The sequence below is a fragment of the Flavobacterium nitratireducens genome, from assembly GCF_029625335.1.
GTDB classification, from domain to species: Bacteria; Bacteroidota; Bacteroidia; order Flavobacteriales; family Flavobacteriaceae; genus Flavobacterium; species Flavobacterium nitratireducens.
The window spans coordinates 179311-192247 of record NZ_CP121111.1 but is presented as its reverse complement, the minus strand read 5'-3'; the positions used below and the strand labels follow the sequence as shown (position 1 = coordinate 192247).

The following is a 12937-nucleotide window of genomic DNA, read 5'->3' as shown; positions in this document are numbered from 1 at the left end:
GCGTACATTTAAACAGCCTTTTGTTAATTAAAAAAGTCAATCAAGCTAAAATCGCCTAAAAACAAATTCATAATCATGCAATACCGAATAGAAAAAGACACCATGGGAGAAGTTAAAGTTCCTGCTGACAAATATTGGGGCGCACAAACCGAACGTTCCCGAAATAATTTCAAAATTGGTCCTTCGGCTGCAATGCCTACAGCAATTATTATTGGTTTTGCTTATTTAAAAAAAGCAGCTGCTTTCGCTAATTGTGATTTAGGTGTTTTAAGTATTGATAAAAGAGATGCTATTGCGAGCGTTTGTGATGAAATTTTAGAAGGAAAGTTAGAAGATCAATTCCCTTTAGTGATTTGGCAAACGGGCTCCGGAACACAAAGCAATATGAATGTCAATGAAGTCATTGCTAACAGATCACAAATTTTAAAAGGATTGAAAATTGGCGAAGACGCCTCTTTTATAAAAGCCAATGATGATGTGAACAAATCACAATCTTCTAATGACACCTTCCCTACTGCAATGCACATTGCTGCATATAAAACCCTTGTTGAAAAGACAATTCCTGGAGTTGAACAATTACGAGATACATTAGATTTGAAATCGAAAGCATTTAAAGATGTAGTAAAAATTGGCCGAACTCATCTAATGGATGCTACACCAATCACTTTAGGTCAAGAACTATCAGGATATGTAGCTCAACTCAGCCACGGATTGAAAGCATTAAAAAACACACTTCCTCATTTGTCGGAATTGGCTTTAGGAGGAACCGCCGTAGGAACCGGACTAAACACACCAAAAGGCTATAACACAAAAGCAGCCGAATATATTTCCCTATTTACTGGGCTTCCATTTGTAACTGCAACCAATAAATTTGAAGCCTTAGCGGCACATGATGCGATGGTAGAATCACACGGCGCTTTGAAACAATTAGCTGTTTCTTTGAACAAAATTGCCAATGATATCAGAATGCTTGCATCAGGACCACGATCAGGAATTGGTGAAATTCTAATTCCTGAAAACGAACCCGGTTCATCCATCATGCCTGGAAAAGTCAATCCTACTCAATGCGAAGCATTAACTATGGTTTGTGCTCAAATTATGGGAAATGATGTGGCAATAAGTATCGGAGGTATGCAAGGACATTACGAACTGAATGTTTTTAAACCCATGATAGCAGCCAACTTTCTACAATCGGCAAACTTGTTAGGAGATGCCTGTGCCTCATTCGATGAACATTGTGCTCAAGGCATCGAACCCAATTACAAACGTATCAAAGAATTATTGGACAATTCGTTAATGTTGGTTACCGCATTGAATACTAAAATTGGATATTACAAAGCTGCCGAAATTGCTCAAACGGCTCATAAAAACGGCACTAATCTCAAGGAAGAAGCTATCCGTTTGGGCTATATAACTGCTGAGGATTTTGATAATTGGGTAAAACCAGAAGAGATGGTGTGATTTTTAACCGCAAAGTTCGCAAGTTTTTTATTCGGATTGTATTGATAAAACGCAAAGTCCACAAAGCTTTGCGAACTTTGCGTTTTCATTTAAATTTCTTAAACAATTTCTTAGCGTGTTTTGCGGTTATTTTTAGACATATTTATTATCTACAAAATCTTGCAAATACGAAAACCTAGCTGTCAATTTACCATTTTCAGTGATTTTGGCTCTTTCTAGAATTCCATCTTTATCGCCATCAAAAAAAGCAGGGATTACTTTTTCGATGAACATTTGACCAAAACCTTCACTGGCATCTTTAGGTAATTCGCAAGGTAAATTATCGACTGCCATCACCACAATAGCAGCAGGATGAAAGATATCAACTTCTTTGTTTTCTGAAGGTAAATAACCATAAAAAGGTTCATCAATAGTAGAGGAACGCAAAGTACAGGCAACAGGACCGTTGATATCACAAGAGATATCGCCTACTACTTTTATTTTACAATCTTTAGCCTTTAACATCTCTTGCGTTAAAATCGCAGGAGATTCATTGGCATGAAAATGACCTGTAATTACTATATCCGAAACTTTGGTAAATCGTTCAAAATTACTTTCGTAATCCTTAGGATTTTTAAAGAAATCGTTATTATCCAAAACTGCTCCGTCTTTTCTTTGATTGTAATCCAAAACATCGATTTGCGTATATACCGATTGTGTATAATTTTTAGTCAAGAAATTCTCAACCTTTACCGATTTCACCTTAATAGCATCCAAAATTTCTTTGACACCAGCGCCTACTTTTCCTTTTCCCGTCACCACAAATTTAATCGGTGGAAGTACCACTCGTTTTAAATAGCGAATTAAATCTTCCTTTCCTGAAAGTGTTTCGGCTTTAGGCAATTTGAATAACTCAAATTTAATTCCAAATGCACGAATACTATTATAAGTTCCTACCATTCCTGCATAACGACCAAAACCAATTAAACGGTTATTTTGAACATCTACAAGGGTTTCATGGTCATAAAAATCAATATTTTTAGCCAATAAAGCTTGAAGTAAACCTCTATTATAAGGCTGCTTTTTAATAGTGTGTGAAAAAAAGAAATAAGTTTTATTTGGAATCAAATGCGCTGCAGGAACTTCTTTTACTCCAATTAAAACGTCACAATCAGAAACATCATCACTAACAACGATCCCTTCATTTTGATATTCCAAATCAGAGAAAACTCGAATTGGAGAACTTTCTACCTTTATACTTAATTCAGGATAAAGCGATTGTAATTTTATTAGCTCTTTAGGAGAAAAAACAACACGTCTGTCAGCAGGGATTTTTCTTTCTTGTAGTATTCCAAATTTCATAATGTAAGATTCCTTATATTTCTTGTGATAAATCTATTTTATTCTTCAAAATTCATTAGAAGCTGAAAGCCAAAAACATAGAAAAAATGCTCCTCAAAACTTTCAAAAAAATCTGTTAACGTTAAAAAAAACAACGCCCAAAATTATTTGATTCTATATATTTGCGAATATAGTACTCGCGAAAATGAATTTTATAAAAAAGACAAATATACTACAATTACTCCTCCTAATCTTAGTTTTGAGTTCTTGTAATCAAAAGAATAAAGAGGCTGCTGAAAACCAAAAACCAAAGGACACCATGCCTCACATGGAGCCTCCAACTAAAAAACTCCCAAAATTATCCGCTCAATATATATATACTAAAAAAAATGCTATTGAACGTTTTTACAATAAAAACTGGCCTAATAACAGCATGAATGGTAGTTTTTTAGTGGCTCAAAATGGCAAAATTATCTTTGAAAAATATGAAGGTATGGCTAATTTTAGAGACGAGAGGCCTATTACTGCTACGACCCCATTGCATTTAGCATCAGTTAGTAAAATTCTAACAGCGGCTGCCGTACTAAAATTAATTGATGCCAAAAGAATTGGTTTAGATCAAAAAGTAAATACCATAATTCGAAATTTTCCTTTTCCCGAAGTAACAGTAAAAATGCTACTAAATCATCGAAGTGGTATGCGCAATTACGCCTATTTTACAGACAAAAAAGATGGTGTTTGGGATCGACATAATATTCTAAGCAACAAAGATATTGTTCACTTAATGGCCACAAAAGAAATTGGCTTAGAATCCAGAACAAATACTCGTTTTGCTTATTGCAACACCAATTATGCCGTTTTGGCATTAATTATCGAAAAAGCGACAGGTCAAAGTTACCATAAAGCAATGGAACGTATGATTTTCAAACCTTTGGGTATGAACCACACTTTTGTTTTTGATTATGAAAGAGATAAAGATTCCATTGTTCCTTCCTACAAAGGAAACAAAGTCGAAATAGGAAAAGATTATCTAGATGCCATATACGGAGACAAAAACATTTATTCGACACCTAGAGATTTACTAAAATTTGATTTGGCTCGAAATAATCCAAATTTTTTAAATCCAAAATTATTAAAAATGGTCTATACCCCTTTTAGCCAAGAACGTAAAGGAGAAAAAAATTATGGATTAGGAATCCGAATGATTAATTGGGAAACAGGACAAAATTTCTATTTCCATAACGGTTGGTGGCATGGGAATACATCATCGTATATAACCTTGCTGAAAGAACATGTGACCATTATCTCCTTATCAAATAAATACACTACAAAGACCTATCAGGTTAAAAAATTAGCTCCCTTATTTGGAGACTATCCATTTAAATTAGGTAAAGATGATAATGAGGAATAATTTTTGCTACTATGCTAATAGTGATATTAAACTATAAAATTGTATATTCGCGCACTCAAATTATGATTTGAATACTTTACAAAACTGGGGGTCGACTGGTTTTGACAGCAAGTCGAATTGAACAGTAAGCACGTCGAGCATTGAGACCTTGCTCGTAAATATAAGATCTCGAACTTTTAAACGGCGAAAATACTTACGCTTTAGCTGCATAATCCGAATTATAGTACGATTACGCCACGTCCCTACAAGGTAGGGAAGCTGGATTCTCCTTGAAAGCCTTGGTTTATGGCGGTCAGTACAGGGGAACCGTAAAAATAGACCTAGATTTCTGTTAGCTTCGGGCAGATTTCGAAAATTAAGAAGCTAAGTAGTATGTGGCTGTTTCTGGCCTAGCATCCTATCGAAAATTCAATCAGGAAATAAGCGTGTAGAAAGCTCTTTAGTTGCTTGTTTGGACCCGGGTTCGATTCCCGGCGACTCCACAAATGCCAAATGACGCCATTGAAAGACAATTGGCGTCATTTTTTTATATTAATGCTTTTTAATTCTATCTAAAAAAGTTAAAATTGGAAGAAGGTGTTCAATTAAAACACCATTCACTCCACTAAAACAAATTCAAATTGATTCAAAAGCCTGTAAATCGTATGATTTACAGGCTTTTTTGTTTTTGGTACTATTCAAATTATCTATTAAATCTCAAATCATTGGTGGTAAAATCGGTTACCCCAAAAAAAGCAAAATTAGGGTAACCGATTTTCTTCTGAAGCCAGTGATAGCAAGCAGTTCAAAAGATGAACATCTTGACAACTAAGAGGTAAATAATTAATTTGAATAACTATAAAGTCACCACAATATGAAACACAAAATGTCTATACTTTTATACGTGAAAAGTTCAAAAGCTTCAAAAAACGGCTTACTTCCCATTTATAAAAGAATAACAATTAACGGCACTCGAATTGAATTAAGCACATCAAAGTTTGTAGAAAAATCAAAATGGAATGTTACAGCAGGCAAAATTAAAGGGAATTCAGAAGAAGCCAGGATATTAAATAGTTACCTCGATATTTTAAAAAACAAAGCCTATGAAACAGAAAAATGGATGGTTAACAACAACCAGGAAATTAATGCTCAAACTTTCAAGAATAAATTTTTAGGTATTGAAGAAAAACAACGTAAACTGATTTTAATTTTTGAAGACCATAACAAACGAATGAAAGACTTAATTGGAAAAGAATTCTCGATTAACACTTATAAGAAATATGAAACTGCACTATGTCATACAAGAGAATTTCTAAAGTATCAATATTCCGTTAATGAAAAAAACATAATCTTGTAATTTAATCAACAGAAAATAACTCTTTAAATACTACTTACAAAAAAACTCGCAAACAAATTGTTTACGAGTTTAAATAATTGAATAAAAGAAATATCTAAAACCCCTCTTTCAAAATAGCATAAACCAATTCTTTAGTAGGTTTTTGGTCTTTTAATTTTTCTCTAACCGTATCAAAAGAGACCCTAAAATCACATCCCAATCGAAATGAACTACAGCCATAAGCAGTTTTCCCTTTCATGATAGTTCCTTGTTGACATTTAGGACAAAACAAAGCATCAGAAGGTTCTTTTTGAACGGTTTTCTTTGGTTCTAAAACCAATTTAAAATCATCATCAAAACGAAGTAAACCTTCTACATTTCTGGATTTTGTTTTAAAATCTTTTAGATTTACGGTTGAACCTTTTTGGAGCAAACGCAAATATTGATTTTCGGATATTTTTTTCTCTGCAAAAACAAAAGGCAATACAAAATCACAACCAGACTTGTGGTTTCTACATCCAAAAGCCGATTTTCCTTTTATTAAAGTGGTCGTTTTACATTTAGGACAAACCTCAGCAGCAATTCCCGCTGACTGCTTTTTCTCGACTGCAGCCTCCTGTTTTTGAATACTTGCTGTATGCGAAATATTAGCATGAGTAGTTTCCTTTCGTACTTCATAAACCAAAGCATCTACCATGCTTTTCATATTATTGATAAAAGCTGAAGCGGTAAAAGTACCTTTTTCAATATCCTTTAATTGTTTTTCCCAAACTCCAGTTAATTCAGCCGATTTTAGTAAGTCATTCTGGATCGTTTCAATCAGTTGAATCCCTGTTGGCGTAGGCAAAACCTGTTTTTTATTCCTAACAATGTATTGCCGTTTAAAAAGCGTTTCAATAATATTCGCTCTGGTTGATGGACGTCCAATACCATTTTCTTTCATTAACTCGCGTAAATCCTCATCATCCACCTGCTTACCAGCTGTTTCCATAGCACGTAATAAAGTAGCTTCTGTAAACTGATTAGGTGCTTTTGTTTCTTTTTCTAAGAATGATGGTTGGTGCGGTCCTTTTTCGCCGTTTACAAAATCAGGCAACAAATCTGGTTCTTTTTCTTTAGCGTTTGGATCTTCAAAAACTACTCGCCATCCTTTTTCCAGAATTACTTTCCCGGTAGTTTTAAAAACAACATCGGCGGCTTTACCAAGCACAGTCGTATTGGCAACCAAACAATCATCATAAAAAACAGCAATAAAACGTTTTACAATAATATCATAAACTTGTTGTTGATTATAAGGCAAATTGATTTCGATACCTGTTGGAATAATGGCGTGGTGATCGGTGACTTTTTTGTCATTAAAAACCTTGGTCGATTTTTTGATTTTCTTTGCCAAAACTGGCGCAATCAACGCCGAATAATTATTCAATTTTTGAAGAATACCTGGAACTTTTGGGTAAATATCACTAGGTAAAAAAGTGGTATCTACTCTGGGATAAGTAATTACTTTTTGCTCATATAAAGTCTGAGCTATTTTAAGGGTTTCCTCTGCCGAAAATCCAAATTTCGTATTGCAATAGACCTGCAAACCTGTCAAATCGAATAATTTAGGAGCAAATTCATTCCCTTTCTTTTTTTCAATCGAAATGATTTCAAATTCACTTTCCTTGACTTTATTGGCTAATTCTTCTCCTTCTTCTTTATTAATAAAACGTCCTTCTTCGTAACTAAAAAGCGTGTCTCTATAATGCGTTTGCAACTCCCAATAAGGCTGAGGAACAAAATTATGAATGTCTTTGAAACGCTCTACAACCATCGCCAAAGTTGGTGTTTGCACCCTCCCGATTGACAATACCTGCTTGTAACCGCCATGTTTTACCGTATACAATCGAGTGGCATTCATTCCTAAAAGCCAGTCACCAATAGCTCTCGAAAAACCAGCATAATATAAATTATCGTAATTGGATGCAGGCTTTAAATTTTCAAAACCTTCTTTTATGGCTTCAGTAGTTAAAGACGAAATCCATAAACGCTTGACTTCGCCTTTATAATTAGCTTCATTCATTACCCAGCGCTGAATAAGCTCTCCCTCCTGCCCGGCATCCCCGCAGTTGATAACCAATTCCGCTTGATCAAATAAACTTTTAATGATATTAAATTGCTTCTGAATACCTGAATTTTGAACCACCTTAGTTTCGAATTTTTCAGGAAGCATTGGTAAATTATTTAAATCCCAACTTTTCCAATACGGTCGGTAATCATTGGGTTCTTTTAAGGTACACAAATGTCCAAAAGTATAGGTTACAACATATCCATTGCCTTCAAAATAGCCATCACGCTTAGTATTAGCACCTAAAACAGCGGCTATTTCTCTTGCTACACTTGGCTTTTCGGCAATACAAACCTTCATTTATCCTTATAATTTGAGGGTGCAAATTAGGCATTTTGAAATGGACACTAAAACAAATTTACCAAGAGTTATAAACGAAATGCAAATCAAATAACTGCTAAAAGCTAATCAACAGCTTCACAAGTAGGAAAATGGATTATGGGGAAATTACAAGAGTTGGCTATAAAACAAAGTTCAGCCGCTTTAGCGTGTAACTGCTTGGCTAATGCTGTTTTATCTTTTTGTACTATCACCACTTTTGGATACAAACGAATTTCAACAATTCGTCCAGAACCATCATGTGCTACTTCTAAATCGGCTTCGGCATTATCCTGATAAGAAACAACATCAATTTCGTTTTGGGAACAAACATACAAATAAGACATCATGTGACAGGAAACTACGGCACTCAGCAATAAATCTTCTGGATTATACAATGCAGGATCACCTTTAAATGCTTTAGCAGCTGATACGTTTAAAACAGGTTTTCCTTCAATAGCTATTTGGTGCGTTTTACTGTATCTTCTCTTAATAGCTGTTTTTTCAGTTGTAGAACTCCAATTTAATTTTGTCTTAAATAAATGTTTAAAAGCCATAGAATTAGGTTGAAAATTCAAATATAACCAAATAAGGCTTATCCTCTTTTCTATTTGAAAACTTAAAATTTAGGATTTTGTAAACATTGTAAAAGAAACGGCTTCTTTACCTTTGTTTCACAACCGAATGATAACTCAATCACAAAACCGAATTAGAATCATTCAGCCTCAAATTGTAAAAGATGAAAAAAATAATATTGTTTTCCCTAGCTCCCTTTTTATTTGCTTGTAATACAGCTAAAATAAATAATCAAAACAATCAAAATTTGACTGTTACCGAAAAATATTGGAAACTAATTGAAATTAATGGTGAGAAAGTTACCGCTGGAAATTTTGTAAAAGAACCTCATTTTATTTTAAAATCCAATGACAATAGGATTATAGGAAACAGTAGTTGCAATTCTTTTTCAGGCACTTATGTATTAGACACTATAACAAATAGGATTTCTTTTTCACAAATGATTGCCACAGAAATGGCTTGTATCAAACCAACTGTTGAAGAAGCTTTTTTAAATATTTTAAAAATGACAGATAATTATTCCGTTAAAAATGATACCTTACAATTGAATATAGCTCGAATGGCTCCTCTAGCAAAATTTGTAGCGGTATATCTTAAATAAATGAATTATGTTAAACTGGAACGACCTTATAAAATTTACCTCCCACGGCAACCCTACACCTCCAAACCGAGTGGTAAAAACAGATGCTGAATGGGAAGCTCAATTAACTGCCGAAGAATATTATGTAACCCGACAAAAAGGAACAGAAAGAGCCCATAGTTCAGAAATGTGTAATCTTTTTGAGGCGGGAAAATATGCCTGCAAATGTTGCAAAACTCCTCTTTTTGATTCAACTACTAAATTCCAAAGTGGAACAGGCTGGCCATCCTTTACACAACCTATAGCCATCGAAAATGTAGCCTATCACAAGGATGTAAGTTATGGCATGATTCGTATAGAATGCGTCTGTAATGTATGCGATGCGCATTTAGGTCACGTTTTTCCTGACGGACCTCCTCCGGGTGGTTTACGCTATTGTATCAATGCGGTTTCAATTGAAAAAATCAAAGAATAATAGTTTTTAAAACCATTAAGAAATTAAGTTCATTAAGTTTTTATTCTTCAAAAAGTAAAAAAACAAAGCCGACAGTTTCAAAACTTGTCGGCTTTTATATTTGAAGAATTAAGTTGAAAACAAATTCTAAATCCTCTTAATCCCTTAATGGTATATAACTAAAAATATTAATTCATCAAAAAAACGGTCAATCCTCTGGCTCCGTGGGCTCCAAGTACTAATGATTGCTCTATATCTGCTGTTTTAGAAGGCCCTGTAATGAAAGTTCCAAAACCATAATCTAAATCACCTATTCGCTCATAGGCTTGTTGCATGAAGGGAACAATATCTTTCTTATTTACAATAATTGCTAAATATTGCGGAATAAATGGAGAAACTCTTTGACCCAAAATGGCATCTGTAACCTAAAGCGCTGAATTTTCAGCCACTCCAAAATGCGCTTTCACAATAGCTAATTCTACATTTTGTAAACTATGCGGCAATTCAATAAAAACTATTGTTTGTAAATAATTATCAAAAAAAAAAAATGTGAAGTCGAACAAATTCAACTCCACATTTTTGCATTTAAAACTATTATTGTAATCCTACCAGAACTTCACGTATAAAGCTGCGATAATTAATAAAGTAATGATAATTAATACTGTTGTTTGTGGTTTTACCTTGAACATTTCAGTATCCAATTCAAAAGCTTTAGGGTTCACTTTTGGTCCTGCGAAACTCACTGCAACCATTAAAAGCATAGTGAACATAAATGATAATCCCATACAAATGTGGAATGGAATTTCAAATCCACCTTTCCCATTTGGCCAAGCAGTGTATAAGAACGTTTCATTTCCAAACAATGCTGGTGCATATTCATTAAACAATACTGATAATAAGAATCCTGCTAATACTCCCACAATAGCTGCAGTTCCTGTTGTACGCTTCCAGAACATCCCTAAGAAGAACATAGCAAATACTCCAGGACTAATAAATCCTGTATACTTTTGGATATAGGTAAATCCTCCAACTCCGCCAATTCCTAAAACATCATTCCATGTGAATAATACTGCTAAAACCATAGAAGCAAAAACAGCATATCTACCAATGTTTACCTGAGCTCTATCTGAAGCACTTTTTTGAATGTATTTTTTATGAACGTCTAAAGTATAAATCGTAGAAATACTGTTTACTTTACCTGCTAACGAAGCTACAATAGCTGCTGTTAATGCTGCCACCGATAATCCTTTTAATCCTGTAGGCAAGAATGTCAACATCGCCGAGTAAGCACCGTCTTTTCCTCCTACTAATTGCGGTAAATGACCTCCTTCGTTTAAAACATAAGCAGCAATACCAGGTAACATTACAATTACAGGCATTAATAATTTTAACAATCCTGCAAATAAAATTCCTGTACGAGCTGTAGTTAAGTCAGCTCCAAGTGCTCTTTGTGTGATGTATTGGTTACATCCCCAATAGTTCAAGTTGATAATCCAGATACCTGCTAAATAAGATAAAATTCCAGGGAAAGTAAGGTATTTATCAATTTCTAATTGTGTAGAAGTAGCTGTTGGACGTGGAATAATCATTTTGAAATGCTCTGGCGCTTCCTGCATTAATACATTGAATCCAGCAATAGCATCTTTTCCTACTCCAAAATATTCTCCTACTGTTGTCAAAGCAATATAAGAAGTCACTAAACCTCCAATAATCAATACCGCTACTTGAATAACATCTGTATAGGCTACTACTTTCATACCTCCAAGAGAGATAATCAAAGCAAATACCGCTAAACCTAACATAATTACATGAAGATATTCTCCTCCTGCTAATCCGTTAATCGCTACAGCTCCTAAGTATAAAATAGAAGTTAAGTTTACAAAAACATATAAAAACAACCAGAAAACAGCCATAATCAATGCTGTAGTTTCATTGTATCTTGTTTTTAAGAATTGTGGCATGGTATAGATCTTGTTTTTCAAATAAACAGGAATAAACCAAATCGCAATAATGATTAAGGCAATAGCAGCAACCCACTCGTAGGCAGCAACTGCAATCCCTAAGAAGAAACCTTCTCCACTCATCCCAATAAACTGCTCTGCAGAAATATTAGAGGCAATCAATGAAGCTCCAATAGCCCACCATGTCAAAGTTCCTTCGGCTAAGAAATACGCCTTAGCATCGTGTTCGTTTTTTTCGCGCTTGCGATAAACAATGTATCCATAAACAGATACTATTAAAAAGTAAATTATAAAGACTGCATAATCTGCAAATCCGAGAGTTGAGCTCATAAAAAAAAGTTTTAAATTATTAATTATTGGTTGTTAGATTAATACACAATACTTTTAACAAGACTTAAATTTTAAGCTTGTAAAGCTTACGAATTTCGATAATTTTACCCATAAAAAATTAAACATTAATTTTATTATATTCTATTTTTTACGAAAAACGAAATCCAAAAGTAAAATAAAAATACTTATTTCCATCATGCTTTTAAGTGTTCAAATAACATTTAACTTTTAAAAAAACACAAAACACTATACAACATGCATTTAGAAATAAAAAAAAGATGATTTTTTTTAAAATAAATAAATTTAGAATACAATCTTGATTACCTAATTCAATACAACAATTGTATTTCTTTAAGACCATAATCTACTAGACTATCATCTTCATGAAGTACCGTTAATTTTCCTTGCTTAGTAACACTTGTAATTATCCCCATAATAGGCTTATTGTCACCTATAGTAAAAGGCATAGGTATCCCTTTCTTGAAAAGTAAATCCATGTATTCTGCCCACAATTTTTGAGAATGAGAACCAATTAATTTTATATACTCTTTCAATTGATTTACGATTAACTCTACTAATTGATCTTTATCAAAATAGGAATTAGACACAACTGCCATAGAGGATGCTTTAGGAAGGTTCTCAAAATTAGTTTGATTTACATTCAAACCAACACCTATTATAGACGTTATAGAACCATCACTTTTGAAACTATTTTCAATAAGAATGCCAGCCAATTTAAAATTATCTGACATAATGTCGTTAGGCCATTTTATCTTTAAATTATTAATTTTTTGATCCTTCAACACTTGAATTATCGCTAACGAAGTTGCAATATTAAGCAGATAAATCGCTTCTACATTTAATAATAAATCCTTAACAAAAACACTCATTATCAAATTCTTAGACTTTTCCGAATTCCAAACCGCTCCCATTTGTCCTTTTCCTTTAGTTTGGTTTTCAGCAGTTACCACAGTAAAATTCTCTAGTTCTTGAGAAGCAGACAAGGCTTTCAAAAAATCATTTGTAGAGTCTATGGCATCGAGTTTGATAAGTTTCATTAGGAATTATTTTTGTAACATTTTTTAATATTATGTTAAGGTTCAA

General features: G+C 33.7%; 11 protein-coding genes and 1 other RNA gene. 6 read left to right on the top strand and 6 right to left on the bottom strand.

Features of this window, described 5'->3' with window-relative positions:
* Positions 1 to 75: 75 nt before the first annotated feature.
* Positions 76 to 1461 (top strand): class II fumarate hydratase, encoded by a 1386-nt coding sequence (fumC, locus tag P5P90_RS00940; protein ID WP_278035386.1) that lies wholly within the window; start codon positions 76 to 78, stop codon positions 1459 to 1461.
* Positions 1462 to 1593: 132 nt separating this feature from the next.
* On the opposite strand, the gene P5P90_RS00935 is transcribed toward fumC, so the two are convergent.
* The gene (locus P5P90_RS00935; RefSeq protein WP_278035385.1) at positions 1594 to 2802 is read right to left on the bottom strand and encodes an NAD(P)-dependent oxidoreductase; all 1209 of its coding nucleotides are present in this window, start codon (positions 2800 to 2802) and stop codon (positions 1594 to 1596) included.
* Between the two features lie 184 nt (positions 2803 to 2986).
* Here P5P90_RS00935 and P5P90_RS00930 point away from each other — a divergent pair, with 184 nt between their 5' ends.
* The 3 genes from P5P90_RS00930 to P5P90_RS00920 all read left to right on the top strand — a co-directional run bounded on the left by P5P90_RS00930 (position 2987) and on the right by P5P90_RS00920 (position 5528).
* Positions 2987 to 4192 (top strand): serine hydrolase domain-containing protein, encoded by a 1206-nt coding sequence (locus tag P5P90_RS00930; protein WP_278035384.1) that lies wholly within the window; start codon positions 2987 to 2989, stop codon positions 4190 to 4192.
* 87 nt (positions 4193 to 4279) lie between these two features.
* Positions 4280 to 4677: a transfer-messenger RNA gene (gene ssrA, locus P5P90_RS00925) on the top strand.
* Between the two features lie 380 nt (positions 4678 to 5057).
* A complete protein-coding gene (locus tag P5P90_RS00920) occupies positions 5058 to 5528 on the top strand; it encodes an Arm DNA-binding domain-containing protein (RefSeq protein WP_278035383.1) in 471 nt (156 codons plus the stop codon).
* Positions 5529 to 5622: 94 nt separating this feature from the next.
* On the opposite strand, the gene P5P90_RS00915 is transcribed toward P5P90_RS00920, so the two are convergent.
* Both P5P90_RS00915 and P5P90_RS00910 read right to left on the bottom strand, forming a co-directional pair.
* The gene (locus P5P90_RS00915; RefSeq protein WP_278035382.1) at positions 5623 to 7914 is read right to left on the bottom strand and encodes a type IA DNA topoisomerase; all 2292 of its coding nucleotides are present in this window, start codon (positions 7912 to 7914) and stop codon (positions 5623 to 5625) included.
* 104 nt (positions 7915 to 8018) lie between these two features.
* Positions 8019 to 8489, bottom strand: a complete 471-nt coding sequence (locus P5P90_RS00910; protein ID WP_278035381.1) for an OsmC family protein — start codon at positions 8487 to 8489, stop codon at positions 8019 to 8021.
* A 182-nt stretch (positions 8490 to 8671) separates the two neighbouring features.
* Between P5P90_RS00910 and P5P90_RS00905 the strand changes: the two genes are divergently transcribed.
* Both P5P90_RS00905 and msrB read left to right on the top strand, forming a co-directional pair.
* Positions 8672 to 9109: an META domain-containing protein gene (locus P5P90_RS00905; protein WP_278035380.1), complete on the top strand. Its 438-nt coding sequence runs from the start codon at positions 8672 to 8674 to the stop codon at positions 9107 to 9109.
* A 7-nt stretch (positions 9110 to 9116) separates the two neighbouring features.
* Positions 9117 to 9563, top strand: coding sequence for a peptide-methionine (R)-S-oxide reductase MsrB (msrB, locus tag P5P90_RS00900; RefSeq protein WP_278035379.1), 447 nt, complete (start codon positions 9117 to 9119; stop codon positions 9561 to 9563).
* Positions 9564 to 9730: 167 nt separating this feature from the next.
* On the opposite strand, the gene P5P90_RS00895 is transcribed toward msrB, so the two are convergent.
* The 3 genes from P5P90_RS00895 to P5P90_RS00885 all read right to left on the bottom strand — a co-directional run bounded on the left by P5P90_RS00895 (position 9731) and on the right by P5P90_RS00885 (position 12891).
* Positions 9731 to 9952: a LutC/YkgG family protein gene (locus P5P90_RS00895; RefSeq protein ID WP_278035378.1), complete on the bottom strand. Its 222-nt coding sequence runs from the start codon at positions 9950 to 9952 to the stop codon at positions 9731 to 9733.
* Positions 9953 to 10147: 195 nt separating this feature from the next.
* Positions 10148 to 11833: a sodium/sugar symporter gene (locus tag P5P90_RS00890; RefSeq protein WP_278035377.1), complete on the bottom strand. Its 1686-nt coding sequence runs from the start codon at positions 11831 to 11833 to the stop codon at positions 10148 to 10150.
* Between the two features lie 329 nt (positions 11834 to 12162).
* Positions 12163 to 12891 (bottom strand): biotin--[acetyl-CoA-carboxylase] ligase, encoded by a 729-nt coding sequence (locus P5P90_RS00885; RefSeq protein ID WP_278035376.1) that lies wholly within the window; start codon positions 12889 to 12891, stop codon positions 12163 to 12165.
* Between the last annotated feature and the right edge of the window lie 46 nt (positions 12892 to 12937).

Coding starts and splice junctions, on each gene's coding strand:
- P5P90_RS00885 (WP_278035376.1), bottom strand. CDS start 12,891: ATGAAACTTATCAAACTCGATGCCATAGACTCTACAAATGATTTTTTG.
- fumC (WP_278035386.1), top strand. CDS start 76: ATGCAATACCGAATAGAAAAAGACACCATGGGAGAAGTTAAAGTTCCT.
- P5P90_RS00935 (WP_278035385.1), bottom strand. CDS start 2,802: ATGAAATTTGGAATACTACAAGAAAGAAAAATCCCTGCTGACAGACGT.
- P5P90_RS00910 (WP_278035381.1), bottom strand. CDS start 8,489: ATGGCTTTTAAACATTTATTTAAGACAAAATTAAATTGGAGTTCTACA.
- P5P90_RS00890 (WP_278035377.1), bottom strand. CDS start 11,833: ATGAGCTCAACTCTCGGATTTGCAGATTATGCAGTCTTTATAATTTAC.
- P5P90_RS00930 (WP_278035384.1), top strand. CDS start 2,987: ATGAATTTTATAAAAAAGACAAATATACTACAATTACTCCTCCTAATC.
- P5P90_RS00905 (WP_278035380.1), top strand. CDS start 8,672: ATGAAAAAAATAATATTGTTTTCCCTAGCTCCCTTTTTATTTGCTTGT.
- P5P90_RS00920 (WP_278035383.1), top strand. CDS start 5,058: ATGTCTATACTTTTATACGTGAAAAGTTCAAAAGCTTCAAAAAACGGC.
- P5P90_RS00915 (WP_278035382.1), bottom strand. CDS start 7,914: ATGAAGGTTTGTATTGCCGAAAAGCCAAGTGTAGCAAGAGAAATAGCC.
- msrB (WP_278035379.1), top strand. CDS start 9,117: ATGTTAAACTGGAACGACCTTATAAAATTTACCTCCCACGGCAACCCT.